The 26,217-nt window shown below is 61.5% G+C and carries 23 protein-coding genes and 1 pseudogene; 7 read left to right on the plus strand and 17 right to left on the minus strand.

Annotated features, from left to right (window positions below; all coding sequences use genetic code 11):
• Positions 1-18 precede the first annotated feature (18 nt).
• Together IPG61_10205 and IPG61_10210 are read right to left on the minus strand one after the other, a co-directional pair.
• Positions 19-2,412 carry a hypothetical protein gene (locus tag IPG61_10205; GenBank protein ID MBK6734446.1) on the minus strand — a complete coding sequence of 798 codons (2,394 nt, stop codon included), beginning with the start codon at positions 2,410-2,412 and terminating at the stop codon, positions 19-21.
• Between the two features lie 57 nt (positions 2,413-2,469).
• Positions 2,470-3,051, minus strand: coding sequence for a hypothetical protein (locus IPG61_10210; GenBank protein ID MBK6734447.1), 582 nt, complete (start codon positions 3,049-3,051; stop codon positions 2,470-2,472).
• A gap of 209 nt (positions 3,052-3,260) precedes the next feature.
• Here IPG61_10210 and IPG61_10215 point away from each other — a divergent pair, with 209 nt between their 5' ends.
• Positions 3,261-4,328, plus strand: a complete 1,068-nt coding sequence (locus IPG61_10215; protein MBK6734448.1) for an HNH endonuclease — start codon at positions 3,261-3,263, stop codon at positions 4,326-4,328.
• Between the two features lie 192 nt (positions 4,329-4,520).
• Here the strand turns inward: IPG61_10215 and IPG61_10220 are convergent, their stop codons facing one another.
• From IPG61_10220 to IPG61_10235, 4 genes are all read right to left on the minus strand, one after another.
• Positions 4,521-4,814 (minus strand): type II toxin-antitoxin system RelE/ParE family toxin, encoded by a 294-nt coding sequence (locus IPG61_10220; GenBank protein ID MBK6734449.1) that lies wholly within the window; start codon positions 4,812-4,814, stop codon positions 4,521-4,523.
• Position 4,815: 1 nt separating this feature from the next.
• On the minus strand, positions 4,816-5,073 hold the full coding sequence (locus IPG61_10225; protein ID MBK6734450.1) for a type II toxin-antitoxin system ParD family antitoxin: 258 nt from the start codon (positions 5,071-5,073) through the stop codon (positions 4,816-4,818).
• A 346-nt stretch (positions 5,074-5,419) separates the two neighbouring features.
• Positions 5,420-5,827 (minus strand): putative toxin-antitoxin system toxin component, PIN family, encoded by a 408-nt coding sequence (locus tag IPG61_10230; GenBank protein ID MBK6734451.1) that lies wholly within the window; start codon positions 5,825-5,827, stop codon positions 5,420-5,422.
• The gene (locus IPG61_10235) at positions 5,824-6,084 is read right to left on the minus strand and encodes an AbrB/MazE/SpoVT family DNA-binding domain-containing protein (GenBank protein ID MBK6734452.1); all 261 of its coding nucleotides are present in this window, start codon (positions 6,082-6,084) and stop codon (positions 5,824-5,826) included. Before IPG61_10235 ends, IPG61_10230 begins: the two co-directional genes overlap by 4 nt.
• A gap of 374 nt (positions 6,085-6,458) precedes the next feature.
• Between IPG61_10235 and IPG61_10240 the strand changes: the two genes are divergently transcribed.
• The 3 genes from IPG61_10240 to IPG61_10250 all read left to right on the plus strand — a co-directional run bounded on the left by IPG61_10240 (position 6,459) and on the right by IPG61_10250 (position 11,067).
• On the plus strand, positions 6,459-7,643 hold the full coding sequence (locus tag IPG61_10240) for a T9SS type A sorting domain-containing protein (GenBank protein MBK6734453.1): 1,185 nt from the start codon (positions 6,459-6,461) through the stop codon (positions 7,641-7,643).
• Between the two features lie 800 nt (positions 7,644-8,443).
• On the plus strand, positions 8,444-9,763 hold the full coding sequence (locus tag IPG61_10245; protein MBK6734454.1) for an ATP-binding protein: 1,320 nt from the start codon (positions 8,444-8,446) through the stop codon (positions 9,761-9,763).
• A 950-nt stretch (positions 9,764-10,713) separates the two neighbouring features.
• Complete coding sequence (locus IPG61_10250) at positions 10,714-11,067, plus strand: hypothetical protein (GenBank protein MBK6734455.1); 354 nt, start codon at positions 10,714-10,716, stop codon at positions 11,065-11,067.
• A gap of 88 nt (positions 11,068-11,155) precedes the next feature.
• On the opposite strand, the pseudogene IPG61_10255 reads toward IPG61_10250, so the two are convergent.
• Positions 11,156-12,275, minus strand: a pseudogene (locus IPG61_10255) (IS3 family transposase).
• 786 nt (positions 12,276-13,061) lie between these two features.
• Here IPG61_10255 and IPG61_10260 point away from each other — a divergent pair.
• Positions 13,062-14,429, plus strand: coding sequence for a DUF2075 domain-containing protein (locus tag IPG61_10260; GenBank protein ID MBK6734456.1), 1,368 nt, complete (start codon positions 13,062-13,064; stop codon positions 14,427-14,429).
• 535 nt (positions 14,430-14,964) lie between these two features.
• On the opposite strand, the gene IPG61_10265 is transcribed toward IPG61_10260, so the two are convergent.
• The 10 genes from IPG61_10265 to IPG61_10310 all read right to left on the minus strand — a co-directional run bounded on the left by IPG61_10265 (position 14,965) and on the right by IPG61_10310 (position 22,613).
• Positions 14,965-15,582 carry a hypothetical protein gene (locus IPG61_10265; GenBank protein ID MBK6734457.1) on the minus strand — a complete coding sequence of 206 codons (618 nt, stop codon included), beginning with the start codon at positions 15,580-15,582 and terminating at the stop codon, positions 14,965-14,967.
• Positions 15,583-16,047: 465 nt separating this feature from the next.
• Complete coding sequence (locus IPG61_10270; protein ID MBK6734458.1) at positions 16,048-17,076, minus strand: hypothetical protein; 1,029 nt, start codon at positions 17,074-17,076, stop codon at positions 16,048-16,050.
• 70 nt (positions 17,077-17,146) lie between these two features.
• Positions 17,147-17,518, minus strand: coding sequence for a hypothetical protein (locus IPG61_10275; protein MBK6734459.1), 372 nt, complete (start codon positions 17,516-17,518; stop codon positions 17,147-17,149).
• Complete coding sequence (locus tag IPG61_10280) at positions 17,515-17,793, minus strand: hypothetical protein (GenBank protein MBK6734460.1); 279 nt, start codon at positions 17,791-17,793, stop codon at positions 17,515-17,517. Before IPG61_10280 ends, IPG61_10275 begins: the two co-directional genes overlap by 4 nt.
• Positions 17,794-18,103: 310 nt before the next feature.
• Complete coding sequence (locus IPG61_10285; GenBank protein MBK6734461.1) at positions 18,104-18,835, minus strand: ParB/RepB/Spo0J family partition protein; 732 nt, start codon at positions 18,833-18,835, stop codon at positions 18,104-18,106.
• 207 nt (positions 18,836-19,042) lie between these two features.
• Positions 19,043-19,678, minus strand: a complete 636-nt coding sequence (locus IPG61_10290) for a hypothetical protein (protein MBK6734462.1) — start codon at positions 19,676-19,678, stop codon at positions 19,043-19,045.
• Entirely contained in the window at positions 19,675-19,893 is a 219-nt protein-coding gene (locus IPG61_10295) for a hypothetical protein (protein ID MBK6734463.1), read from the minus strand. The genes IPG61_10290 and IPG61_10295 overlap by 4 nt, the downstream gene beginning before the upstream one ends.
• An 85-nt stretch (positions 19,894-19,978) precedes the next feature.
• Entirely contained in the window at positions 19,979-20,998 is a 1,020-nt protein-coding gene (locus IPG61_10300) for a DNA cytosine methyltransferase (protein MBK6734464.1), read from the minus strand.
• Positions 20,999-21,204: 206 nt separating this feature from the next.
• On the minus strand, positions 21,205-21,573 hold the full coding sequence (locus IPG61_10305; GenBank protein ID MBK6734465.1) for an HNH endonuclease: 369 nt from the start codon (positions 21,571-21,573) through the stop codon (positions 21,205-21,207).
• A 677-nt stretch (positions 21,574-22,250) separates the two neighbouring features.
• A complete protein-coding gene (locus IPG61_10310; GenBank protein ID MBK6734466.1) occupies positions 22,251-22,613 on the minus strand; it encodes a hypothetical protein in 363 nt (120 codons plus the stop codon).
• A 1,510-nt stretch (positions 22,614-24,123) separates the two neighbouring features.
• Here IPG61_10310 and IPG61_10315 point away from each other — a divergent pair.
• Both IPG61_10315 and IPG61_10320 read left to right on the plus strand, forming a co-directional pair.
• Complete coding sequence (locus tag IPG61_10315) at positions 24,124-25,620, plus strand: DUF1016 family protein (protein MBK6734467.1); 1,497 nt, start codon at positions 24,124-24,126, stop codon at positions 25,618-25,620.
• Positions 25,559-26,113, plus strand: a complete 555-nt coding sequence (locus IPG61_10320) for a hypothetical protein (GenBank protein MBK6734468.1) — start codon at positions 25,559-25,561, stop codon at positions 26,111-26,113. The genes IPG61_10315 and IPG61_10320 overlap by 62 nt, the downstream gene beginning before the upstream one ends.
• Positions 26,114-26,217 lie beyond the last annotated feature (104 nt).

Genomic DNA, 26,217 nt, shown 5'->3' on the forward strand with positions numbered 1-26,217 from the left:
GCCACTGCGACAACGCGCTCAGCGCACCAGGCTCATCCGCACCGTCTCACCCGAAATGGCGCCATCCACATGCAGCCGCCCGAAGTACGAGCCGCTCGGCACCGAGCGCCCGTGGCTGTCAGTGCCGTCCCACTCCAGGCGCTGCGGCCCCGCGCCGAGCGACGAGCCGCCACCCACCACGCGCACCAGCTCGCCGCGCAGCGAGTAGATCCGTACCTCGGCGGTGGCAGCCCGTGAAAGGGTGAACGAGAGCGTCGCCCGCGGGTTGAACGGGTTCGGCGAGACCGACAGGTGGCCATCAGCCGACGAGGGCAGGTCGCCGACGCCGGAAGCAGAGTCGGGGGTGCGCACGACCACGGTGAGCGGGCCGCTGCTGTCGAGGGTGATGTCCGCGCTGGAAGCGGCGCGCAGCGAGCGCAGCAGGACGCGGTTCTCGGCCGGCAGGTAGAGCTCGAGGTCGAGATCGGCCGGCCAGGGCGTCGTGTCCCAGCGCAGGGTGGCCGGGCCGGCGGCGGGGCTGGCGAGGGTCAGCGACCAGGACAGGGGGCTGGTCGGGCCGACGATGTCGCGCGTGAAGCGGGCGCCGGCGGCCAGGTGCCAGTCGGGGTGCAGCAGGCAGAATTCGGGGCCCGGGACGGGCGCCGCCGGAGGCTGCGGGCGGTCGAGCTGCGGGTCGAAGCCGGCGGTGCCGGCGGGGTCGACGCCGAGGGTGACGATGCGCTCGCTGCCGGCGGCGTCGGTCAGGGTGAAGTCGGTGCGCCAGGCATCGTCCGTGCTGTCGAGCGCCGGGTCGGCCTTGTCGGTGGCCGGGGCCATGGCGGCCGCGTAGAGCATGCTGCGCCAGTAGATGATCAGTTTGACGTCCGGGGCCAGCACGTTGACCCAGTAGGCCTGGTACGGGTAGAGCGTGGTGATGTCGACATACTGGCCGGTGTACGCGGAATAGCCCTGCAGGTCGGGCGAGACCAGGCCGGCCTGCACGGCTGCCGTCCAGCCCATGGGATCACCGTCGTGCACGACGACGATGCCGTCGTCCCGGCCCGCTATCCAGCACGGATAACCGATCAGGTTCCAGCCCGGGGTCGTGGCGAGGACGGCGCCGTCGATCTGCATGGTTCCCTGGGCGACCATCTGGTAGGCGCTGGTGGTGCCCACCCAGTAGCCCTGGCCCATGACGACGGGCTGGTTGGCCAGGGCGGGCACGTAGCCGGTGGCCGGGTCGTGGGTGTAGGCGAAGGCATAGCCGGGCGCGTTGCCCAGCAGGGCGGTGCCCACGGTGCCCGAGCCGGCGGGCGGCACGAGCGGCAGGCTGACCAGCGACCAGCCGGGTATGATCGAGCGCGCGGTCGGGTAGATGGGGGGGATGTCGTTATCGCCGACGCGCAATGAGAGTCGCCGCGCCGTGGGCAGCCCATGGTTGCGGTAGGTGTAGGTCAGGTGCGGAAACAGGGGTACATACACGCGGCGGTCGGAGTCATACAGGTCCAGGCGAATGCCATCGTCGGCCGTGAAGTTCGGCGCGAAGGTGACGGTGACCAGGTCGTTGCGATCGGTCTCGACCACCAGCGGCCAGTACTCCGTCCCGACCGCGGGGTCGAACGGGGCGCGGATGTCGTTGTCGAAGCGCGGCCCGAGCGGCCAGTCGGGGTGCCAGTAACTGGCGCAGACATAGTTGCCGGGGGGCAGGGCGGGCTCGGGACGTTCCCACGCCAGGTCGAACTCGTCGGTGGCCGAGCCGGAGCTGCCGGCGCGGGCCAGGGGATCCTGCACGCCGCCGGCCGCCGCCGACACGTCGATGCGGAACTCGGGCAACTCGGGACCGCCGTCGCAGTAGTTCAGCTGCGTGGTGGGGAACAACCGCGCCAGCGGCTGTGCGAAATCGCCCGACACCGGTGTCATCGCGTGCAGGAACGAGGAGCCATCCTGGGTCACGTTGTAGGCAATCCGGCCGTCGATCGCGGGTGCCCAGGTCTCCTGCACGAAGAAGTCCTGGTTGGGCGTCGAGGTCAGGCACATGAGCTCGAACGTCACCAGTTCGATGCGGTCATTGACGGCGGGCCGCGGCACCGAAAGGCCGACGACGAACTCGCGGTACGTGGCGTCGGAGGTGCCGATATTGAGCGCGTTGGGCGGCAGGATCGCCTGCAGCACAAAGAGCTGGCTGGCAAGCGGCGGCAGGTTGAGCCGGAACTCGAACGCGTCGATGGGCTGCCCCGTCGGGTTGATGAGGACCGCGTGCATGCCGAACGGCTCGCCCACCGTGGGCGTGTGGTTGATGTAGCCGTTGTCGAAGACCAGCGCGAACTGGTCAGGCTCGCTGCACGACAGCTGGGCCCGCGCCGGCGCCGCCGTCACCATGGCGAGCACGAGGCCCAGGCAGCAAAGGGCGGGACGTCCGGCGAAGCGCTTCATCGTGGTCTCCTTACCTGCGGGGCGCCGCCGCAGCCGGCACCGTGGACGTGGCGGCGCCTAGCGCCGGAACAGGGCCTTGACCGAACCCCAACCCGTCATCTCCACCGGCACCGGGCTGCCGGAGCGCATCTCGAGCCAGAGCGAAACCGGGAACGTGGCGAGGGGAAACTCGTACGCGCCGCCCATCGACATGTCCAGGGAGTTGCCGAAGGGCGGGATCAGGTAGAGATCGTCGCCGTACGTCGGCATCCCGACGGGCTGGATCTCGATGCGGCACGTCGTCCCCAGGTTGGACGAGGCCACGACGAACTCCCACACATCGATCGTCTCGATGGAGCCGCCCTGCAGGGGCCGATAATCGCCGAGCCAACGGTTGGGCAGGCCCGCGGGCGAGTCGGGCATGACCAGCCACGCGTCGAAGCCCTGGTTGGGCGGCGGCGGCGGCGATGGGAGGTCGAAGGCATCGAGGCCGGACAGCGCTTCGGGGTGCAGGCCGAAGGTGTGCCATTGGGTGGCGGACTCTGAGATGACGGCGCGGATCTGGTAGATGGCAGCGGGAGTGGCGGTGGGGGCTGTCATCAGGGCCGCGGCCGCAGCGAACGGCACGAGCACGGAGCGGAATCGCCGGATGGCTTGCATGGCATCTATCCCGGGGTCGGGAAATGGTGTTGGGGATGGCGCGCCCCAGTAGACCATTCTGACGATGTGGAGTCAAGACATTGGCGTCCCAGCCGCCACCATGATAAACATGTTATCGCGCGTAACTTATTTTACCACTTGCGTTTAGCGATTTTCCGAAGTATATTCCCACCCTCCTCCCGAACACCCAAAAGCGAAAGGCGCCCGCGATGCACCACACCATCGTCCTACCCGCCTTTACCCCGGACCAGCCCGCAACTCGGGTCGATGCCGCCCTGCGCGAAGCCCTGACAGCCTGCGATCGCGCCCAGGAATGCGCCGTACTGTGGTTCGCCGAAGTGCAGCGCCGGAACCTGTATCGGGAATTCGGCCACGCCACACTCGAGCTCTACGCCACGCAGTCGCTGGGCTTCACGCAGAACCGCTACTGGCAGTTCAAGCGCCTGGCCGACGACCTCGAGCGATTGCCCGTGTTGCGCGAGGCCGTGGCGAGCGGCGAGCTCGGCTGGACCAAGGCCCAGCAGGTGGCGCGTGTCGCCACGCCCGAGACGCAGCACGCCTGGGTGGCCAAGGCCGCCACGACCGGTCGCCGCGAACTCGCCCGCGAAGTCCAGGCCGCGCGCGATGTGGCGCGGCTCGACGCGCGACGCGCGGTGGCCCTCGAAGTGCCGCCTGCCGCGTCCATGCCGATCGAGGCCTCGTTCACCCTGCGCGGCGATGTCCTGCAGGTGGCCCGCCTCGAAGCGCTGCTGGAGAAGGCCCGCAAACAGCGGCGCGGCCCGGCCGGCGCGACGCGGCTGGACCTGGTGCTGGAGGCGTTGGCGGCGTTGGTGGATGGCCCGGCGGACGATGCCGGCGACAGCGCCGCAGCCGGGCGCCCCGGCGTGCACGTGGTGGTGCAGCAGTGCCCCGACTGCAAAGCCGCGACGGTCGCCACCGCCCGCGGCGATCTGGCACTTGCGCCGGCGCAAGTCGAGGCGGTGACGTGCGACGCGATCGTCAGGGGGGAGAAGAACCACTCGGTGATCCCGCCGCGGACGCGCGCGGCTGTGCTGGCACGTGATCGACACCGGTGCGCGACGCCGGGGCGCCGGGCCACGCGGTTCCTGGAGGTGCATCATGTGGTGCCGCGGAGCAAAGGAGGGGGCAACGGCGAGGCGAACCTGGTGACGTTGTGCAGTCGGTGTCATGGGTTTGTGCATGAGAGGGGCGAGGCCGCGGCGTTTTCGATGGAACCGCGCCAAGGCGACGCATTGGGGGTGCCTTCAGTTTTGTGACTACCTCTGACGGTATGTCGAGGCCAAGTACATGGAGGTCGAGAAGGCGCGGCGGCTGCGGTACCAGGACGACCGTGCCACGCGATGGCCCCACGGGGAGGGTGTTGAGACGTCAGCGCAGTTGCGCCGGCGCAAGTGGCCAACAGGCGCGCAGTACCCATGTTGCCGGCGCTCTTCCGGGGTGCCCCGCTGCTATTGCAGTATCGCCCCAACGTCCTGGGCGCCGCCGAGTACGCGGACAATTTCGATGGGGCGCGCATTGGCGGAGTAGACCACCAGGTAGGAATAGACAGGGAAGAACCGCACGGGGCGTGAGGTCAGGTCGTCCCGGAAGTGCCCGGCGTCAGGATTCGCCGCAAGGAGTTCGAAGATCTCGAGGAAGCGGTCGTGGACGCGCAGCGCGGCATCGACGCTGTCGCCGGCAATGTATTGCAGTATTTCCGTCAGGTCCTTGCGCGCCTCAGGCACGAGGAAATAGCGCGGCATGCTACGGCTTTCGTCTCTTGATCAACTCCCGCAGCTCGGCCATGACCTGCGGCCCGTCCAGCAACTGGCCGGCGTCGGCCTGGTCGATTCCCTTCTGGATGTCCCCGCGCAGCGCCTGCAGGCGGGCCTCGAGGATCAGGTCTTTTTCCCTGAGAAGGCGCAGGCCGTCTCGCACGACTTCACTGACCGACGCATAGTCGCCGCTGGCGACCTTACGCTTGGCGAATTCCTCGAATTCCTTGCCGACTGACACGTTCATCCCCGTACCTCCAGCGATTGCCAAGTCCTGAAGGCATCTTAGATGTGATGTCAAATATTGTCAATAATTGCTATCGGACGTAAAGTGCCGGGAGTGTGAGTCGATGACAAGCGCAATATTTTCAACAAGATACCTCTTTGTTAACAAGAACCCTCCACCTCGCATCCTTCGCCGCCCCGACGCCCGGCCGGTCGTCCCACGGGGGGAGTTGGGACGTCAGTGCAGTTGCGCCGGCGCAAGTCGTCGGCCATCGGTGGGCCATCAGGGCGGCTGGCGTCGCCCAGGGGGCGTGAAGTCGCGGCGATCCAACTGAAGACGATGATCGACGGGAATGTCCTGGCTGTTCCTAATTCGACAAGTACTGCGCCACGAAATCACCAGGCCTGACGACGTCGACTCCCCCATAGCCGCTGACCTTGTGCAAATGGCGGTCGCCACTCACGATGATCCTGCAGCCCGATGCCAAAGCGCAGGCAATGAACTTGTCGTCCGTGGGGTCGTCGCACACGGCCTCGACCAGTGGAGGAGCGAACACGCATTCCGCATGTATCGCGAGCAGCGCCAGCATTGGTCCAATATCCACGCCCGGGAACTCTGCTGCGAGCCGATGTCCGACTCGCTGATACTCGTCGAGAATTTCAGCCGACAAGACGAGCGAAATCCGCCCATGCCGCCAAGCACTCAAGATTTCATACGGCGGCCCACCGAAGAACACTCCCGACACCAATACGTTCGTGTCGAGTACCGTTCTCAATCCTTGCCCTTGATGGCTTTGACCGCCTTCCGAACGTCGGTCTTTGTCATTCCAGCTCGCTTGGCCTGGCGGCGAGCCTCGCCAATGAGGCCATCAAAATCGCTGAGAGCCGGCGCAGCCAGCGCCTTCAGAATGACAACGTCGCGGTCGCCCACGACCACGAACTGGGTGCCAGGTTCAAGGCCGAGCTGGTTTCGGATTTCCTCTGGAATGACCACTTGGCCTTTCGAGGACATTCTGGTGGTGGATAGTTTCAAGATCCTCGCCTCCCGCGGTTGCCGTCTTACTGGTAAGACTAGCGCCGCGGGGTGCGCATGTCAATCCACTTGCCCATTTCAAGCCAGTTGCGCCGGCGCAAGTCCGCCTCACCCGGGAGCGGGTAACGCCCTCAGAAGCAGGCAGCCAAATCGGCGAAGTCGCGCGCGTCCCCGCAACGGCCCAATTCCGCCCAATTACCGGACTTGTCGCCTGCGGTCGCCGGCAAACCGGGATCCAGACAACGGGTGGCGACGCCGGGATGCCGGGCCACGCGGTTCCTGGAGGTGCATTGGTTGTTGAATTGCCCCCGCGATCCGGTGCAAAATCAGACAAATGCTGTAGGGATTGACCGCCAACCGGAACGGTGGACGCCATGAATTTCGTCTCACGAGGGGCCGCGGCCCTGTTCGCCGTCGCCGCGATCACGCTGGGATCCACGGCTTCGGCCCAGATCACGGTCACCAACGCCGTCTTTCCCGTGGCCGGCGACACGCTGCGGATGGCCGTCGACTACGCGCCGGCCGACGGCACGGTGGTGCTGGGGCCGCCGGGCTTCGGCGTGAACTGGGACTTCAGCGGGCTGCAGGTCGACGCGACGCAGAGCACCATCTACCGCGCCACCGGCGCGGTGCCGGGAGCCGAGCTGGTGGCCACCACGACGCTGAACATGCCGCCGGCGACGATCATCTGGCACGGCTCCGGGTCCCACGACGAGTACTACGACGTCACCGGCGGCGAATTCAGGCTGCAGGCCGTGTACGGGCACAACTTCGACCTGGTCGGCAACACGCTTTTCAGCCTGTACCCGCAGCTCAACCTGCGCCGCGCGCCGCTGAATTTCTTCGATATCCACCAATACACGGCAAATCTCGTTGAACTCTTCGACCAGCAAGCGCTCTCGCCCGTCCTGGCGGCCGTCCAACCCTTCAGTATGGCAGACTCCCTCCGCTACTACATCTACTGGTCCGTCACGGCCTCGGTGGATGCCTTCGGCACCCTGACCATCCCGGGCGGCACCTACGAGGTGCTGCGCGAAAAGCGCTCCCAGTACCGCGAAGCCCTCCTGTACTGCAAGATCAACCCCCTGGGCTGGCTCGACCTGACGACCGAAGCGATGGCGGCCGGCGCCCAGGGCCTGGGCGCCACCACCACCATCTACTACTCCTTCTACAACGACACCGTGAAAGAGCCCATCGCCGTGGTGAACACGGGCGACGACGGCCTGCTGCCGCTGGAGGTCTCGTTCAAGCACACCCCGCCGGGCGCACCGGCCGGCGTGGCGGCCCTGCCGATCGCACCGGCGCGGCTGGAGCAGAACCACCCCAACCCCTTCAACCCGACCACGACGATCGCCTGGGAACTCGAGCGCGCCGGCCATGTGCGGTGCGCGGTGTACGATATGCAGGGGCGGTTGGTGGCGACGTTGGCGGAGGGGGAGATGGCGGCCGGGATGCACAGCGTTGAGTGGGACGGCGTGGCCGCGCCCAGCGGGGTGTATTTGTACCGGTTGCAGGGGGAGGGGTGGGCGGTGGAGAGGAAGATGGTGTTGGCGAAGTGAGGGGGTGACGCTGTTGGCTGGGGGATTGCGCATCCGCACGGCCCGGCCTCAGGGGGGGGGAACGGGGTGGAGAATCTGGTGACGTCTTGTTCTCGGTGTCATGAGTATGTGCATGAGGCGCGGGAGCAGGTCACCTGCGACTCGTCCGCCAGTAGGGCGACTGGCGCTGCGGCGCCTTGATTGAAGACGCGAACGGACGCCGGCTGACTCCGGCGCCATTGTGATTGTCCCCGCGGTCCGATACACTCAGGCCTCGCGGGCCCAGTCTCCGACCACCTCGGGATTGGGGCTGGTGCACCGGGACACGATCGAGGCCCGGATCGGCGAGGTCGGATTTCGTGCGGGCCATGTGGGACCTGGTGGGGGACCATGGAGCGCAGCAGCGTCGAGCGGATCCTGCGGGAGTCGATGGCGGCGCGGCTGGTGCTGCGGACTTTGTACCGGTCCGGGAGTGCGGAGGCCACGGAGCGCGATATCGATGTAAGGGATATCCAAGGGGGGTTATGCCGGGCCTGGTGTCATTTGAGGCATGAGATGCGGACGTTTCGTGTGGATCGGATTGAAGAGGCGAGGATGTTGGCGAATGGGCTTTTTGCCGGATGGGCAAGAAGATGTGGTGGTAACTTGCTGGCTCATTGAGACAGAAGAGTAAGCTGCAGACTAAGTGACTGCGCGGCCTTGCTAGGCCGAACAGTTCGAAAACGGTAGCCGCTAGAGCTACTCAACTCGGGGCGATTCGCGTACGTTCAGGAATCCGCAAAACAGGGGAGAGGGGCAGATGATAGAGTTCGTTTCGGTGGATGGATTCAAGTCTCTCAATCATTTCCAGCCTGCATCCCCAGCCTGGCCTCAATGTTCTGATAGGACCAAACGGATCTGGGAAGACGAACATCATATCGTTCTTTGAGTTCCTCGGAACACTGATGGAGCGAAGCGTCTCTAGCGCAGTTAGTGCAGCCGGCGGTGCGGGTGCCGTGTTTTCCAAGGTCGGTGCGGAGCAATACGCCGACCGAATTGCCGCGACCATTCGTGGCAACATCAGGCTTCGCAAGAACAAGTTTATGTACTACGAGTACCGATTTGCCATTTGCATGCGCGACGCGGAACGCACGATCGCATTCGAGTCGCAGAGTTTGAAAGTAAAAATTCGCACCGTTCGGACAACGAATTTGCATTCACCACCTACGTTGGCATTTGATCTGGATATTGAGCAGTCGACATCGGAAAGTACTTCCGCTGTCGTTCATGCCTTTGATGTCTCAAAACTTGGATCTCATGTCTATTCGCGAGTAACAACCGCACGGGGGAAGACAATTGCCGCCAAGGAGATGCTCTCCGCGATAATGGCTCATCCCCCGGTGCATGAACATTCACTCGTTCCCCGCTTGCGGTTCATTTTGGATGAATGGGAGGGAGTACTCTCCGACCTTCGAGGAGGTCAGGTGTTCAATATCTCGCCGAGTCAGGCGCGCGAGCCGGAAGACAGTGCAACTGATCCTGGCATCAAGCGAGATGGGTCAGGACTGTACGCCACCCTTTACGCATTGAGTCGTCGCCAAGTGGTGCGTCCGAGACGCGGTGCGATCGGATTCGGCCCTCCGCGGGCGCGTGCGCCGAGGGTCTCCATTGAGGATGTCCTGAAGTATCTCCGACTAGCAAACGAATCGATTCAGGATCTGCGCGTAATCAATGATCCATTTGACAACAAGTTGCAGGTGAAGGTAACTATTGGTGCCGGCGGCGAGCAGGGTGCCGTATTGCCACTGGCCGCTATGTCGGACGGCACAGTCAAGTGGATAGCTTTGGTGACGGCGATCCTGACCAACAATTCGTTTGTTTCGATCGAAGAACCAGAGAACTACTTGCACCCATGGATGCAAGCAGAGACGATCTCATTAATGCGTGCATCACTGGACCCGGAACAGTTTATCCTGATGTCCACTCACAGTGAGACCATTCTCAACAATCTAGTACCCGAAGAAGTAGTGGTGGTTTCCTATCGGGACGGCGCTAGTTTCGGCCGTCGCGTGACCAATGTCGCAGAACTGATGTCGGAAATACAAGCGACAGGATTTGGACTGGGGCACTACTACCTTGCTGGGAGCCTGGAAGATGCATGAGGTCGCTTTTCTTGTGGATGGGCACATGGAGCAGAGAGCCCTTCAGCGAATATGTCCAGGTGCTGTAGTGCGGATTGCGAACATGAACGGAAAGAATGTGTCAGTAGACGCCATAGTAAAGAGAGCGGCAACTCAGTGTCGACTGCTGCAAAAGCGATGTCGCTACATAGTCATGCTTACCGATCGCGAGGATCGTGAAATTTCTGCCGTCAAAATGCGGGATGCAATATGCGCCGGACTTCAGGCTGAGGGTGTACATGACGACATTATCGTTGGTGTCGCCGACAGATGTACGGAGAACTGGATACTTGCGGATCGCGACACAGTCTGTCGATATGTCGGACGAATGTGCGAGCTGCCCGGAGCATCATGATGGGCGCCTATGGGAAATCAGTGCTCAAGGGTGTCCTCGACAATTATCATGAAACGACTGATGGGGTGGAGCTTCTGGCTCGTTGCCATGCGTCGCGAATGGCCGCCAGTCCATCGTTCGCTTGTTTACTCGAGCGGTTGGGGGTCATCGATTGTTGGTGGCTGCAGCGCTAGCGTCGCGTATGTTTGTGGGGGTGTGCAGCGGGCCAGGACGCGCACGTGGGCGCCTGGGGGCTGTGCGGCAGGTGGGATACGGCTCCTGATGGAGGCACAATGTCGAAAGTGATTTTTCGCGACATCCTGCGAGATAGTAGCAAGAGGATGCGCGCAATCTCTGATCTATCTGGGCACTACAATCACCCCAGCGGTGTAGGCGACGCACGCGAGGGCGCCTTGATTGATGCTCTTAGGGAACTACTTCCGGATCGATATGCAGTGAACAAGGCGCATATTCGATTCAAATGGAACGATTTCTAACGAAATTGACGTCGTCATCTATGACAGAGTGCTGCCTTTACTGCAATGATGGCGGCGGGCCGGCGTGTGATACCGATCGAGCGGTGTATGGAGTACTAGAGGTGAAGTCGCGCCTCAATCGCCAAACCTACCGTGAAGCCGTTGACGGCATCAATAGCATAGCCGCCTTGCAGCGCTTTTACAAAGAGATGATCCCTGGCTTGCTGCGTACCCAGCGGCAAGTGGGCCGCGAATTGGTCTTCAGGCGTGTCCACCCGTCAGGGTACCTGGGCATCGGTCTTGGGGACGACTCCATCGGCCTCATGCTGTGGTGGCTACTTGAACTATTGACAATGAGCCAACGCCAAGCACTGTACCGTCCGAACTACTCGAAGTACCGTGAAGCGCTTGTCGACTCGTTTGACGGCGAGATTGATGAGTGGTTTGTGAACTTGGAGCGAACTCCTGACGCATAGCATTGGCCCGTGCCTTCTGGACCTCGCAGTGTCGGTGGGGCGCTGCGTCATTCAGATTGGCGTGCATGCCTAACCGTAAGCTCCCCCGTCAAGTAGACAGTTCGAAGGTAGAGTTTTCGGCTTCCATTCTCTGCCTGTAGACCGACGGCGGCACCTTGCCAAGGCTGTCGTGCGGTCGCTCCTCGTTGTAGTCGAGCATCCAGTTCCAGGCCAGCTCCCGCACCTGGTCAAGGTCGTCGAACAGGTACGCGCTAAGCAGCTCGTCACGGAACGTCTTGTTGAACCGCTCGATGTAGGCGTTCTGGTTCGGCTTCCCTGGCTGGATGTACGGATCTCGACGCCGTTCTGTTCGCACCAGGCCACAAACACCTCGCTCAGCAACTCCGGCCCGTTGTCGCAGCGAATCGCCTCCCGGCAAGCCGCGCCAGCTCTCTTGATCTGTTCGAGCACTCGAACAACGCGTTCGCCGGGCAACGACGTGTCGACCTCGATCGCCAGCAGTTCCCGAACGCCATCATCCAACACGTTCAGCGTCCGGAACCGGCGACCGCTGTACAGCGTGTCGTGCATGAAGTCCAGCGACCAGACCATGTTCGGTGCAGCCGGTACCGCTAACGGCTGCCGCGGGCGATCACTCAAGCGCTTCTTGGTCCGGCGCCGGTGGTTCAGCCCCAACTCGCAGTACACCCGGTACAGCCGCTTGTGATTCCACTGCCGGCCGTGCAGGCGCAGCTGGTCGTGGTACTTCCAGAAGCCTCGCCGGGGGTACTTCTCGGCAAGGCCCTGCAAGGCGTCGATCACCTCAGCGTCGCGCACCAGGCGATCCTGAGGCGTCTTGTACCACGCGGCACGCGACAGCCCGACGGCGGCACAGGCCCGCTGAACCGACAGGTTCCTTTCGGCCACCAGATACCTCACGGCTTCTCTCTGCTCCGGTGGCCTTAGAGTTTTTTTTGGATCAGGCTCTTCAGCGAGTCGTTCTCCAGGCTGAGGTCGGCGTACATCCGCTTCAGCTTGGCGTTCTCGGCCTCGAGCTCCTTGATCCGCTTCAGTTCCGGCACCGACAATCCCCCGTACTTCGACTTCCATTTGTGGTAGGTCGACGGGCTGATCCCGTGCTTGCGGCAGATATCCTTGATCGCAACCCCGGCGTCGGCCTCGTTGAGGATCGCCACGATCTGGGTCTCGGTGAATTCGGACTTCCTCATCAGAACCTCCTGGCTTCAGTATGCCAGAAAGCTCTACTTCTCAACTGTCTGAATTATGGGTGAGCTTACGTAACCAGTGCAGTAATTCACGCCGCCTGGCAGGGCGATGGGTTGCGCAGGCGTCGCGCCGGCCTTCTTCTCCGTGGAGTCCCGTCCGCAGGAAGAGACAGGGGTTGCATCAAACGATGAGCACGGCCTGGTACGCAGACACACGCGAGGCATTCATGGCAATGCCCTCGGACACGATAAGAGATCAATTGGCGGCGCGTGCCGCCACAGCGGGTCTCGATGTCCCGCCGGATCAAAGCGATGAGTGGTTGCATAGCACGGCAATTCTTCAAGAGCACCCGGGGATCAGGTACAGATAATCAGAAGTGCGCTGCAATCCGAAGCAGGGCATGCCGTCCATCACGTGATCTTGGAATATGACTTCCGGAGACGTGGCCTACGCATGGACTGTGTGCTTCTCGCTGCGGGAGTGCTATTTGTAGTCGAGTTCAAGAGAACATCCGTGGGCAAGGCCGAGCGCGAACAAGTTATGAACTATGCAGTAAATTTGATTGAGTTCCACAAGGTGACCCAGGACTGGTGCCGAGACGGGCTGGGTATCGTTGTCCCTGCGATTGTACAAACGTCGTCGTCAGCGCGTAGCGCGCCAAGTGGCCGGGATTTGCATCAGGCGCTTGGGAGAGCGTGGCAAGAGCGCCGATAGTCTCTGGTGCCGGGACTCTCGGGCAGTCACTGAGTCTAGGACTTGCTAACGCAAGAGGCCTGTCATGCCCTGCCATGAATGACTGGCTGACGTCGATGTTCAGTCCATCGTCTTCAATCTTGGACGCTACCCTGTCTCTGTATGGAAATCACGACGTTTCGGCGATTGCAGAACACGCGGCGCCGGCGGAGGAAATTGCCGCGGCCACAAGAGAGATCCGCGCGTTGGCGGATGCGGCCCTGTCGCGCGGTGAAAAATTGGTGGTCTTCCTGTCGGGCGCACCCGGCGCGGGGAAGACGCTCGTGGGGCTGGATTTGGTGATGCGCGGTGAACTGGCTGCTGAAGCAGTATTTGTTACGGGCAATGCCCCGCTGGTCGAGGTGCTGCACAAAGCCCTAGCCACATCGTACCTGGCTTCGGGAAGGCGCGGCGGTTCGTGGGCGGCAACAGGCTATCGGCGTGAGGATTCTGCGATTGTAGCGGGTGCCGCCACCCACAAAATCGTGAAAGCTCATCGATTCTTGGGTAGCATCGGTTCCCGCCATGCCAATGTCGACGGTCGGATACTTGTCTTCGACGAAGCTCAGCGAACCTACGCCAAGGGCCGGCCCGTACAGGGGCGCGCGCTTGTCGATCACGAGGCGAATCTAGTGTTGTCCGCGCAAGAGGAGTCGTTTCGGGGTCAGGGTTCCGTTGTTGTCGCGTTGATTGGACACAATCAGGCAATTAATAGCGGTGAGCGGGGAATGGTTGCGTGGCTTGAAGCCGCTGACGCGCTAGGTTGGACTTTCGCGGCTTGCGATGACACGATGAATTTGGCTGAACTTGATGGTGACACGCGATGGAAGGGCCACGAGAGACGAATCCGCATGGCGAATGGGCATCTGCGGCAGTCGATGCGGTTTTACCGCAATGTCGAAATGGAGCAATGGGCGGACGCCGTGCTCTCAAATGATGCTCCCAGGTCCGGCGAAATCGCTCAGCGTCTTCGTGCGGCCGGCATCGAGATTCAGATGACTCGCGACCTAGAATCGGCACGAGAGTGGGCGCGCGACAGGGCTGTTGGGGGATTGCGCGCTGGCATTATAGCGTCGGGCCAGGCGCGACGATTAGCTGCTGCCGGCCTGTTTGTCGATCACAAGCCCGACATCGCGAGCTGGATGCTTGCGCCTAGCGCGGACCTGCGATCGTCAAACGCGCTAGAAACCGTCCAGAACCAATACCAGGTGCAGGGGCTCGAACTCGATTTTACCATCGTTGCGTGGGACCTGGATCTGCGGCGTGGCTTGAGTGGCTGGCAATCTCACAAGATAGTCGGTGATGGATGGCGCAAGGACCGGCATTCTGGGAATCGCATCGAACGGATATCGAGTGCTCTTGACAAGATCGAGGCGTGGCATGCTGCTGTATGTCCCAGAAGGGGATGTCAGTGGTCGAGATGATACCCGGCCGCCGCATGAGTATAATGCCATAGCCAAATTCCTGGAACATTGTGGTGTAGTGAAATTGCGGGCCCGCGATGTCGCCTGAATGCAAGAAAGGACTGCCACCTCTGGTGTGTCGCGACATCTTTTGGGGCTCTAGGTTACGCGGTTCGCGTTGCACGTGCTGGTCCGGATTCTGATCGCAATAGCGTCGTTGAAGATTCCGGGAATAATTGCGAATTGGACAATAGCGGGGAAGTCCGGGCGATCGGCGGGACGAACTATGTCAGTAGGCGGGCCCGAGGCCATCCCGTCAACGAGAAGTGGGCGGCAGCGGGTCTCGGCCACGGCTTCCACGCGTGAGACTCTGGCGAAATCTCGGTGCTTTCGGTCCATTTTCCACAGTGTGTGTCTCTTGGCAGGCAATCGAGCAGGTAAGGTGTCTCTAGCGAGCGCATCGCGATAAGGCTGGCGGGAGTGACCTCGTCATGCAGCGAGCAATCTTTCGCGAGGACAACTTGAATGAGGACCCAGTTGGCGAGATTGGCCGCAGCTACATTGGCTTCATTCCGTGACAGGAAGAATCGACGCTCGTTTCCTCGATGGTTGTCTTGACCTCGAGTTGCTTCTTGATGCCATTGCGCGTCGACAAGATGTCATAACCGAAGGCGTCGCTAAGCTGCGACATCCACGCAGCTTCGCATCCCGATTGCAATTCGCCGCGAAAAACGATCTCTTCACCGAGCTTTCCGAGCCAGTGTCGAAATAGGTCGGAATTGTCCGCAGTGCGCCGGGCAGATCGTAGTACTACATCGCGATATTGCGCCAGCCATGCCAAGTGGTTCTCGACATGGGTCGGAAGATACTCGGCCAACACAGTGTCGCCACATACGGCCGTCATGAGCCACTGCGGCTTGCTCACTTCGAGCAAAATGCGGGCGATCATGGCAAGAGTGATGTTGTCGGCGTGGTGGCCGAGAGACGCCAGCCGGTCACCCAAGATGATCGAATCGTCGCCGATCTTCGCCAGTTGTTGATCGATCAAATACTGAGCCATCGCGTCGAAATCCGCTGTGCCGGCGATAAATGCTGGCAGGCGTCGAGCCGCGGCTGTCCACTCGCTAATGCTAGGCCTCTTGCCGGTCTTGGCCGCGTAAACCAGCAGGTACACGCAATGGCAATGTCCGCGTGTCGGGGTCAACGCGTTGCCTCGGAGATATGCTGAATTGTGCAATCCCAATCAGAAGATTCCACGACGGACCCGGCGTTGGTCTCTGGCGCATCCCCATCCTGGGCGACGTACTCCTCAGGAAGTGAAACCGCGACAAGAGCGGGGTCGTCCATCAGTGCCGCAAGTGTCACCACCTTCGCCCGCAGGCGGCCATCGACAACTTGATCGATGGAATTCTTGCTTGCAAGGATCGTGAAGCGAGTTTGTGTGTCGTCCGGCAGTCCAAGACGGTGAATTCTGTCTTGCTCTGCGGGTAGTGCCCCGCACTGAATGTCCTGTCCAGATATACCGCGTGGTGGCACCAGTGATGCAAGCTGATTCCCTCCCCACATGCCGCAGGATTTGCAAGCAGCACAGAACAGGTCGAATCGTAGCGGAATCTGTCGAGTTGTTCTTCTCGTGTAGTTACAGCGGACTTTGAGGCTGAGTCGACCGGGGGAATGCCTCCGTGCACAATCGCTGGATTCCACTCGGCAAGCAGGCGACGTAGCTGTCGCAGATTGCGCACAAAGCTGGACCAAATAAGAACCTTTTCGCCATTCTCCGCGGCTGCACCGACGATGCGCAAAATTTCGCGGTACTTCCATGGGAGCTCGTAGTCGGTATAGCGGGAAAGAAGGTCGCGGAGCTGTTCGTCGCCGCGCAAGTCCAGCGGCGCGTGGTGGAACGCAATATCATCGTCCGAATCGGACCCGGCGACGAGCAAAGCGGGTTCGTCGCTGCTTCGAGCAGATACATAACGATCTTGCCAAGCTTGCGGAGGGAGTGCTTGCCGGCTCCGTCGAGAGCGAAGGAACCGCGATAGCGCCCGACAAGAGCGGAATAGATAGCGTCCTGAACCGCGCCCATCGGGTGTACGAGGAGCTCGATCTGGGTCGGAGGAAGTCCGAGGTCTGATTTCCTTGTCCGCACGAAGTAGCGCGATATGGCTTCATTGGTTGCGGCGAGCGCGCTTGGCGGGCAATCGACACGACTCTCCATGGCGCAGCTGGGCAGGATTTGATTTGCTTGACCAGGGTAAAGGAATTCAATCATGGCGACCAAGTCGTGGGGGCCTTGCGGCGTTGGTGTGCCAGTGAGAATATCGCGCCGTACGCCCGAGTATGCCATGTCGAGTGCGGCTCGCCCGTGCTTGCCGGCGCCCCCTCTCTTCACGCGATGGGCTTCATCTAGTACAATGTGCGTGCGAGCGCTTGCGGTCCATTCTTGCAAGCGCATATAGTCGCTGCAGAGACGGTGGTAGTTTGTAAGCATAATGTCTGCGGTTGCGGACAATGCGCTTTCGGGCCCCAGATGTACGGCGACTTTTGGCGGTCGGAAAAAGCAGACTTCGGCATCATCCTTCCAGGCGGCAAATGCGGTCAGAGGTGCCACTACTAGCATGCGTTCCACACGCCCTGTAGCCCGCAGTAGCGCAAAACATGCGAGGGCCACGCTTGTCTTGCCGGCACCCGGAACAGAGAAGTCCGCTCCGTGTGGTAGTGCCAGCAAATGCCCCAGGTTGCTAAGTTGAAATGGCTTGAGGCTGCGGCGAAACCCCGCCTCGTGCAAACGTTGAACTGATTGCAGTATCCAATTCCGGCACGCGGTCCAAAGCCGCAGTGCGCTGAACCCGGTCGTCCGCCAGCAGGCGCAGGCGTGCCAACATGGCCGGCCCAAATGTGACTTCCGCGCGAAACATCCGTTGGACATCGCGCAGGACCTCAAGGTTAGCCAGCATAACTTCGACGCGCACAATCATATGATAATGGTCGCCGCCCGTGATTCCGCGGGCGACGGCTTCCTCAAGTCGCGCCCACGCGCCGGTGGGAGTTTGCGCACTGCGCGTAACTATGACGTTGGGTTGTGGTGCGCCCTGAAGCTCGAGGCTGATCATCGCTTCTCCGTCAGTTGGTCCACCGCCGAAAGAAACGTAGTTAGCCGTCCTTGAAATGCGGTTTCATCCCATTCGGGCATGAGTCGCGCGGCGTCTAGTGCAGAAATGGCCTTAAGTGTCGCTTTTGAAGCGCGCTCCAATGCGGCCAGAGGTGCGTGCGCAGTCTCATGGGCGTCCTGGGCATCTTGCGCGTCATCTGCCACGCGGTCGATGGCTTGTTTGGCAAGGTCACATAGATCTTGATAGTCAGCAGTGTCCCCGGTCGTGAGCAGCACGGGCTGCTTTTTATCCAGCCGCGCCAGATACTCAAGAACAGTTCTCGTGCACGAGGGCGCATTCGCACCTCAAGCACATCATCGTACGCTAACAGCCGGAGAGTCGGCGGCCGCGGCCTCGCGCGCCACGTTAACCAGGGGCGCATAGCGATCATCGTTCTGTAACTCGGCGTCAACTCGGGCAGAAGCGTCGTCGCGGCGGAGGTGACGTAGGTCTCGGTAGTTGACGCCCGTGAGGGTGCCAAGATAGTAGACGTCCCGGACTGATTCACCATGGGTGCCTGGGCGATTGCGAGTGGAGTTTTGCGGTTCAGAACGCAGACTCGTGATCCTTGAAATCCGCAAGTTGCTTCGCACCCTGGCTCAATTCTACCAGTTGGTATACTTGTTTAAGCTTGTCGTGTGCATCCTGGACGTCACGCGTGCTGCGGTGCATGATCTTGGCCACATGCTGATAACTGCGAGCGTTCTTCTCGTAAAGTTCCTCGATAAGAAGGGCCTCGTTAATCCACGAGTACTCCTGCTTGAAGTCCCGAGCGATTTGGAGTTCGGTTTCGAGAAGTAGGATCTCATCGTGATTGGCGTCGTCGGGGAGAACAAGACACTGGACGTATTTGCAGTTTAGATTGTGGTCATCGCGGAGCATCCGCCGTAGTGCGGCCACGCGCCTGTTGCCATTGATTAGCACGCCCTCTGCCGTAACAACAGCAGGCTCGCGCTGCCCGCGCTCGCCAATGTCAGCGCACAAATCCGCGAATCCATCCTGTGACGCGATGATCTGCATTTGTACGTCCTGGGCGTGGGCCCCCAGGGGGTCTGCGCTAAAGAGATCCGGCTGGCCAAGGCTGTGCTCCTTCTGCTGCTGTTCCGCGCGTGTGCGGTGATTGAGGGTGTAAAAGCGCACCCAATCCACTTCGAGTGAGACCTTGTATAATAGCTTTTCTGCACGCGGCCACGCGATCAACTCGACCCGCTGAGTCTGTGAATTGATGCGGCCTTTGATGTATTCAAGGCGCTCTTGGTCCAGTCCTCGGTTGCTCATTTTAGCCCCTCACTGATGTGCAGCGTGCGGTGCCGAATCTCATGGAGATGTCTTTGCGCTTGCGGCCGTGGATTTGTTGAAAGTCTATGCGCCCGATGTTGTCTGGTGCTTCGGCGGCCGAAATGCCGAACGCACCGAGAAGACGCTCTGGGAACTGCAAGGCGGTGGTCGCCTCTTCGCGTTTGGAGGCTCTGCTGGGAAGCTTCATCATGTACGACATATACGCACGGTGGTGGCATGGCGATATTCGATCCCAATTGCGCGCTGCTGGCGCGGGCATGGGCGCTGGGGTGTTCCGCAGGGGACTGAAAAGATGACGCCATCCAGGTGATCGTCGGGGTTGCTGGCGAGCTTCTTTTTGATGCGTGATGCGCCGCGCCAAACATGATCTCCCGGATGCTGCTGAAGGCTGTTGCAAATCCACCACAAATAGAGTTCGTCCGCCCACGCCGGTCGGTGCCAGTTGGCGCTGCTGTGGGCGCCGTCAGGGTACCCTTTTTGAATCAGGGCGATAGTTCTACTTTGCCCAAGTTCAATGCGATATACCGTGTCGCTGGTGCGCGCTGGTGCGGAGTAATTACTAATTGCGCCCCGTTCGCGCAAGAATGCTAGAAACGTCTCCGCAAACTGACGTCTGTCTTGATTTGAGGCGGCGAGGCGACCGCGTATGCGCTCGATTGCTGCCGGCAGAGCGCTGACGTACTCGTCGCGTGTAAGTCCAAATCCATTGAGCACCGAGTCGTTCTCCGAGAGGGAGATGTGTATGAGGTTGACAATGTGGTCAATGATCTCCCCGGGAGGCGCGCCGCAATGGCGGCATGGAGAGCCGTTGGCGGCACTCATCGCTCCTGACTCCTCTTCTTTGTGGCGCGCCACGCTTCAATGTGGCGGTCGACCTTTTTGAGAAAATGCCCGTCGCCGGACTGGTGGCCTTGGGCTTCTCTGCGAGATCGATCCTTTCCCACATCGGCAATCGTCGGTGCACCGGCCAGCTTGTCGAGCAGGTTTATGGCCAGGTAGTGAACGACAGGCACCGCAACGCCATCACCCATGGCCATGTATGCGTCATTGTATGTGAAGTGATCGGGGAAAAATGGCTTGCGTTCCAGGCAGCATCCCCGAATCGTTCAGTGAAAATTCCCATTAGTCGTGCCGCTTCGATTCGTGACAATAGTCGACTCTGCAGGTTGCCGCTTTGCGCAAGAGGACGGTTTGCCGGCTGGATCCGCCTTTCGGTGTGCGGAGACATCCGGCGATGCCGTCGAAGCGCACTTCGGCCCGCTGCTGTCCATTGCGAGTGCGTTTGTACAGGAAGCCTATTGCCCCGGTTGTAGACGACTTTGCCGTGCGCACCTTCTGTCGACTCCTGTCCTCCATTAGGCTGATTAGCTGTCTTGTCTTTGTTTGCGAATCCAGAGTGACGTCGGCAGGGTGGGGTTCGATGATAGAGCTTACCTTCACGGGAGAGATGGGCGGTAGTCCGATGTTCCACCATACCCAGCGCGATTTTAGTTCCTCGGGGAGTTGCTCATATGCAGCTTGGAGCGACCGTGGGTGCCATGGTCCCTCCGTGGGCTTTTCGCTGGATACGCTGGAGATATCGAGCAGAGCGTCGACAGCAACAATGAAGATTCGTGGCCGACTCTGCGGCACAAAGAAGCGCGCATCCATGTGCAGGGCTCCGAGGCGCATCCCGAGTGCGGCGAGTGATTCGCATAGGCCGATGAGGTTCTCTCCGTACAATAGCCCGCGAACATTCTCGAGAACGATAATTCGCGGGCGTTGGCCCATGCGATGTAGCTGGAACATTATCTGCCAAAACGGCCAGTAGGTCCCACTGCGTCCTGCCGACATGCCGCGCTGCCACCCGGCCAGCGAAAGGTCCTGGCATGGAAATGAAGCCCATGCCATCTCGACTCCAAGCGGAAGAGGCAAAGGCACGCTCTTCGGATCTGCAGCGTGCGCGGCAATTGCATCTGCAATTACATCGACGCTTCGCGTGTCAAGGTGGGCATCGCCAAAGTTGTGCCGATAGATGCTGTTCTTCCTGGGGTCATTGTCGTTCGCCCATGCACAGGCCCAAGCATGTTTGAGGCCGAGCCGAGCCATGCCGGTTCCGGCAAAGAACTCATAGAACGTGCGGGTGTGCTTCTTTGTTGTCACGAAGTTCCTTCTTTGGGCGTGAGCGTTCCCCGAACGCGGCTCTAAACATCGTATGATTCTATCGTGTCGCCTGAGAAATTCAAGCGCTTGGTGACTTAGATTGGAGCGACGGATCTAGGTCATACTATCGGCACTAGGTTGAGATTTTGGTCCCCGAGGTCGCAATTCTGTCTGCATCTGCTTCAGTGGGAATCAGCACGATGAGTTCAGAGCGGAAGCGCCGGCACTTTAAAGACCCCCCCCAGCTCAGACTCCCTATGCCAGCGGACGAACTCAATCGATGGCCGCGGTGCGCCTTCAATCGGAGACCGTAGCGGCTGTCCGTGCAGCCCGCGAATGCGATCGAGCGTCTCATCGCCGCCGGTGAACTCCGCGGACACCAGGATCCGGCAATCGTCGCTCAACGTCCATGCGCCGGCGTCGAACAGCTTGTGCATTGTTGGTTCGACGGCGAAGCCGTTGTCGACCGTGTCCGGTCCTCTGCACGCGTGCCATTTGATGTGCGCGGCCTCGCAGCGAAATACTGCCCCTTCAGGGCAGCCCGAAAGCCCGTCACGGCGCAGCGATGTTCGTATGCGCGGAGGATGTTCTCGCGGAACCTGGGATCCCGGGGAATTCGATTGACCGTATACTGAGCCGTTTCAGCGACCTGGCCGACCAATGGCAGCCTGAGCCCAACGGAATCCAGAATGTCCTGATGCAGGCTTTCCTCGAAATGGCATTCCAGGACTGTGGCGACGACCGAGCCGAGAAACGCCGGATCGGCTTTCAACAGCGCCGCGAAGCCGTCCTCCAAGTGTCCCGTCGTGGCCCGGAGGGCCGCCATTTGCGGGAAGTCACCGGCTTGAAGGGGGAGGTTATCGGCTCCCGCGACTTCCCAAAGGCCGTCACTGCGCAGGTGCCAGTATGGGAGCTCGGGCTGGTGCCTGGACGCGACCGGGGGCGCATAGGCATTCAGCAGCGGATTCAGCGCGCTTTCCATTTCAGCAAATGGGATGTCGCGCTCGCCGTTCTGAAGCCTCGCGATCGCCAGCAGGAGCAGCAACGGCTTGTGCGGCGCACGACGCGAACCGCGTCGGTACACTTTCAGATTCGTGGCTGCGTGCAGGTATTCGGCAGCGGTGGGCAAGGTTTCAGGTCCCCGCATCGAAGATCTGGTGCAAGTTCAAGGTTTCTCGCCAACATCATACACCGCGCGTCATCTCTCTGGCAATGGAGCTTGGTCGCGGAGTATTGTCGGGCCGGTCCCGGATTAGCTACTATCGGACATCATTGCCCCATCACCCGACCACCCCTTCCTGAGCTCCCCCCGCCCGACATTCGTGTTACTCGACCGACGCTCCAGCAGCTCCGCATCGCGGACAACCCAGATGCCATCGCTCTGCAGATGCCAGAACGGGTACTCGGGGTGCGTGCTCCTGCGGCTGGGCCCAAACTCCCGCAGCAGATCAAACAGCGGCTGGTCGATCTCGCGATAAGCCACCTCGCGCCCCTCGCCGCGCGCGCAGCGCGCCAGCACCAGGAGCAGCAGCAGCGGCTTGTGTGGCGCGCGCTCGCCCTTTCGCGACCACTGGGTCACGTTCGTGATGCGATCAAGGAACTCGCTGCGATTCATGCTCGACCGGGCCCGCGATCGTCGATCCGTCGGCGCCAGGGGGCCGCGCGGCGTGTGTCCGGGAATGATGCGGGGGAAGATACCATGATCGGTGGGGTGGGGTGAATCGGGGGATGTGGGGACTTGCGCCGGCGCAAGTCGCGCAACATCCGGCCCCGGACCTTCAGCCCTGCTCACGCCGGGACCCCCCGATCACCACCGATCTTATGCAACCGCCCCGGCACGATCCCCGGCGCCACCCTGATCTCCCGAGCAAATGAGGCCATCGCCTCCGCGTTGCGGCCCGGCTTCCCGATGCGGCGCGCGCCCGCCGTCCATCCCTGCGGCGCGGGCACGAACCCGACGGCGACGCCCACCTCCGCGCACATGCCGGTCAGGGCGGCCGCGAACGCGTCCGGGTCGGGGGGCATCGTCAGGTGCGGCGGTTGTGGTGGGTGGGGGTGCGGCCTGGGTGCGCTGGGCTCGCCGAGCCGGGTGGTGGTGGCCGGCGGAGCGAGCTGGCGCGGCCGAGGTGGGTCGGGTGAGACTTCTTTCGGTATGGTCTAATTCTCCCGACACTGTCGGGAGAATTGCAAACGGCTGAAAAGTAGTCGGTTACGTCGCGTTTGGGGGGACTTGCGCCGGCGCAAGTCGAGCGGCCCAGGGTGGACGCGCATTCGGTTGCGGGTTGCCGGTCCATCACGCACTTGATCGTCGTTGGCTCCGCTCGCGTTGGTAGAGGAGGTCGCAAATTGCGACCACAGCTGCTGGAGATCGAGTGGCTTCCAGGGCTGCTGTCGGAGCGAGCCCATCTGCACTGTGCCGCGCGCCGCGTTCGCCTCCCGTGAAGGGTGGCGACCTTGTGCGTTTTCAACTTTACCATCAGTGATGGTAAAATTCCAAGGCCGACATTCAATCGGTTACGCGAAATTCGCTGGAACTTGCGCCGGCGCAATTCTGCCGCGCAGCGGCCTGCGCATGGGAAGTCCCGTGCTGACCGCCGCCCTGACGCGCACGCGTGATGCTCCGCACTGGGCTGCACATGACGAAAGCCCGCCTGACGGAAGTTCAGGCCTTTGCCACGGCGCATGTCGTCAGATGTTTTGCGCTAATGCCCAATTCTATCGACTGTGTCGATAAGATTCGTTTCTCAAAAGGTGTGGTGTTTTGTCGGGTCGCCACATTCTGCCGTCACTGACGGCGGAATTCCAACCGTGCGAAAATCAATCGGTTACGTCGCAATGAGCCGCACTTGCGCCGGCGCAAGTCGCCCCGTGCGCCATCTGGCCTGCTGCCTGCCTCATCGCCATCGCGTGTGCGTGCGTGGCCGCCTCGTCGGCGTCATCGCGCAGCCCCAGCAACTCCTCAGGAACGGCTCGTTTGGCGCTCCGCGCGCGGTACGTCGTCGGCAGTGAATCAGCCGCAACGTTGCACCGCGGGCGCCCATCGCCCGCGACGCATCGCGCCGCTTCCGTGAACGCTCGTTGGCACCAGGACCGTGTCGGTACGTCCGGCGGAATGGGATGGAGTCATGCCCAGGAAACGAAAGTCCGTAAATGCAGAGATCCCCGCGCGAACCGCCGGTCCATCGGAGAACTACGACCTGCTGGTGACGGGCATATCCGGCCTGCTGGATGAGGCTCGGGGCACAGTTGTGCGTTCGGCAAATAGCGTCATTGTGGCTGCGTACTGGGAGATTGGTCGACGGATTGTCGAATACGAGCAAGGAGGGCGGGTTCGTGCTGAGTATGGCGAGGATCTGCTCGCACGGCTGGCGCGTGATCTGGAACCTCGATTCGGACGAGGATTCTCCAGACGCGGACTTTACAAAATGAGAACATTTTTTTCGGATTGGCAGAAATTGCCGACACTGTCGGCAAAATTTCAAGCGCCTGTCGAATCGTCAGTTACGCCAATTCCGTTCCCCCTCTCGTGGTCCCATTATGTCCGTCTGATGTCCGTCGAAAATCCCGCCGCCCGATCCCTTTACGAAGTCGAATCGATCCGCTCCGGATGGTCCGTCCGCCAGCTCGATCGCCAGATCAGCACCCAGTTCTTCGAACGAGTCTCCGCTTCCGCCGATCCGGATCGCATGCTCGAGAATGCCCGCAAACCCGCGCCGGTCGACCCCGCCGAACTGCGGCACCACATCCGCGACCCCTACCTCCTCGAGTTCCTCGACCTGAAGGACGAGTACAGCGAAACCGACCTCGAGGACGCTATCGTGCGTCATCTCGAGTCGTTCCTTCTGGAATTGGGCGCCGGCTTCACCTTCGTGGCGAGGCAGAAGCGCATCCGCATCGGCGACGAGTGGTACCGCATCGACCTGCTGCTCTACCACCGCGCCCTGCGCTGCCTAGTCGTGGTCGACCTCAAGCTCGGTCGGTTCTCGCACGCGGATGCCGGCCAGATGAACCTCTACCTCAACTACGCGCGCGAGCACCTCATGGGCCCCGACGAACACGAACCGGTGGGCCTGATTCTCTGCAGTGCCAAGAACGACGCCGTGGTCCACTACGCGATGGGCGGCAATGAGGTTGTCCGGCAAACGGCCTGCGGCGAGGGCCCCTTACCAGACAGCCTCGCTTTGAAGCCCGGACTCATGGCACGCGCGGTCAGGTGCGGCAATCGTCGTCGCCGGACGCACCACGCCAGACCGCCAAGAGGATGTGCCAAAAGCACTTGCGCCGGGCGCGCTCGTCAGGCGCGGCCGTTCGCCGGTGACCTCACTGGAAAACATACCAAAATACTCGGAAATAATGCTAGCGTGGCGCACGGTCGCCTCTCGCGCCCTCGCGCGACCGTTCCTCGAGATCTGGAGGCCCACCATGAAATCCAACCAGATTCCCCTCGCCTGCCTGGCTGCACTCCTGATCACGTTCGTGTCCCCGCCGACGCAGGCCGGACCACCGGACGCTGCAAACTCGAAGGTCCACTTCCCCATCGCCGATTCCGCGGACTACACGATGGTGCTGTACGTCCTGCCGGACGGCACAGGGCCCGGCCTGACCAACGCAAAGGTCCTTGACCCGTTTCTGGGGACCATCAACGCGACGATCCTCGTCGAGCTCCGCGACAGCGACGACGTCCTGGTCATCGGCTATCCCGCAGTCGACGTCTGGCTGGAGGCCCGGGATGGGGGCTTGTCCATGTGCAGCGACAATCCGGCGATTGCCGATTTCAATTCAGAGTACCGCGCCGGTCTGGGCTTCGAATATTGCACGGAATTCTCGGGCCCGTTTTACGGGGGCGGCCACACGGATCTGGCCGCGGGGGATCAGGTGGTCGTGATGACGGCCTCGACGGGTTCGACTCCGATAACCTCCCCGCTGAACGACCTGCAGATGAACAGCGCCGACATCAACGGCGACCTGATCATCGACCTCAATGACGTGCCCCTGTTCACCAGCGACTACTACCTCGGTGTCTATGTCTTCCGTTCGGATTTCCACGCTGATGGCTTCGTGAACCTCAGCGACATCGGGGTCTTTGCCACGACCTACAACAAGAGCTGTCCCTGAGATGGTACTGTCCGGGGGGAGCGGTGCCTGAAGCCTCTGTCTTCATTAACTTTCCTCCAACCGCGAAAACGAGGTTGTCCAATAGAGGGCCCATCAAGAAGGCC

It is taken from the genome of bacterium, assembly GCA_016703265.1.
Lineage (GTDB): Bacteria > Krumholzibacteriota > Krumholzibacteriia > LZORAL124-64-63 > LZORAL124-64-63 > CAINDZ01.

Coding starts and splice junctions, on each gene's coding strand:
- IPG61_10210 (MBK6734447.1), bottom strand. CDS start 3,051: ATGCAAGCCATCCGGCGATTCCGCTCCGTGCTCGTGCCGTTCGCTGCG.
- IPG61_10260 (MBK6734456.1), top strand. CDS start 13,062: ATGAATGACTGGCTGACGTCGATGTTCAGTCCATCGTCTTCAATCTTG.
- IPG61_10310 (MBK6734466.1), bottom strand. CDS start 22,613: ATGAATCGCAGCGAGTTCCTTGATCGCATCACGAACGTGACCCAGTGG.
- IPG61_10315 (MBK6734467.1), top strand. CDS start 24,124: ATGCCCAGGAAACGAAAGTCCGTAAATGCAGAGATCCCCGCGCGAACC.
- IPG61_10295 (MBK6734463.1), bottom strand. CDS start 19,893: ATGGCCATGGGTGATGGCGTTGCGGTGCCTGTCGTTCACTACCTGGCC.
- IPG61_10220 (MBK6734449.1), bottom strand. CDS start 4,814: ATGCCGCGCTATTTCCTCGTGCCTGAGGCGCGCAAGGACCTGACGGAA.
- IPG61_10285 (MBK6734461.1), bottom strand. CDS start 18,835: ATGAGCAACCGAGGACTGGACCAAGAGCGCCTTGAATACATCAAAGGC.
- IPG61_10205 (MBK6734446.1), bottom strand. CDS start 2,412: ATGAAGCGCTTCGCCGGACGTCCCGCCCTTTGCTGCCTGGGCCTCGTG.
- IPG61_10240 (MBK6734453.1), top strand. CDS start 6,459: ATGAATTTCGTCTCACGAGGGGCCGCGGCCCTGTTCGCCGTCGCCGCG.
- IPG61_10245 (MBK6734454.1), top strand. CDS start 8,444: ATGGATTCAAGTCTCTCAATCATTTCCAGCCTGCATCCCCAGCCTGGC.
- IPG61_10320 (MBK6734468.1), top strand. CDS start 25,559: ATGGTGCTGTACGTCCTGCCGGACGGCACAGGGCCCGGCCTGACCAAC.
- IPG61_10275 (MBK6734459.1), bottom strand. CDS start 17,518: ATGATCAGCCTCGAGCTTCAGGGCGCACCACAACCCAACGTCATAGTT.
- IPG61_10215 (MBK6734448.1), top strand. CDS start 3,261: ATGCACCACACCATCGTCCTACCCGCCTTTACCCCGGACCAGCCCGCA.
- IPG61_10290 (MBK6734462.1), bottom strand. CDS start 19,678: ATGAGTGCCGCCAACGGCTCTCCATGCCGCCATTGCGGCGCGCCTCCC.
- IPG61_10225 (MBK6734450.1), bottom strand. CDS start 5,073: ATGAACGTGTCAGTCGGCAAGGAATTCGAGGAATTCGCCAAGCGTAAG.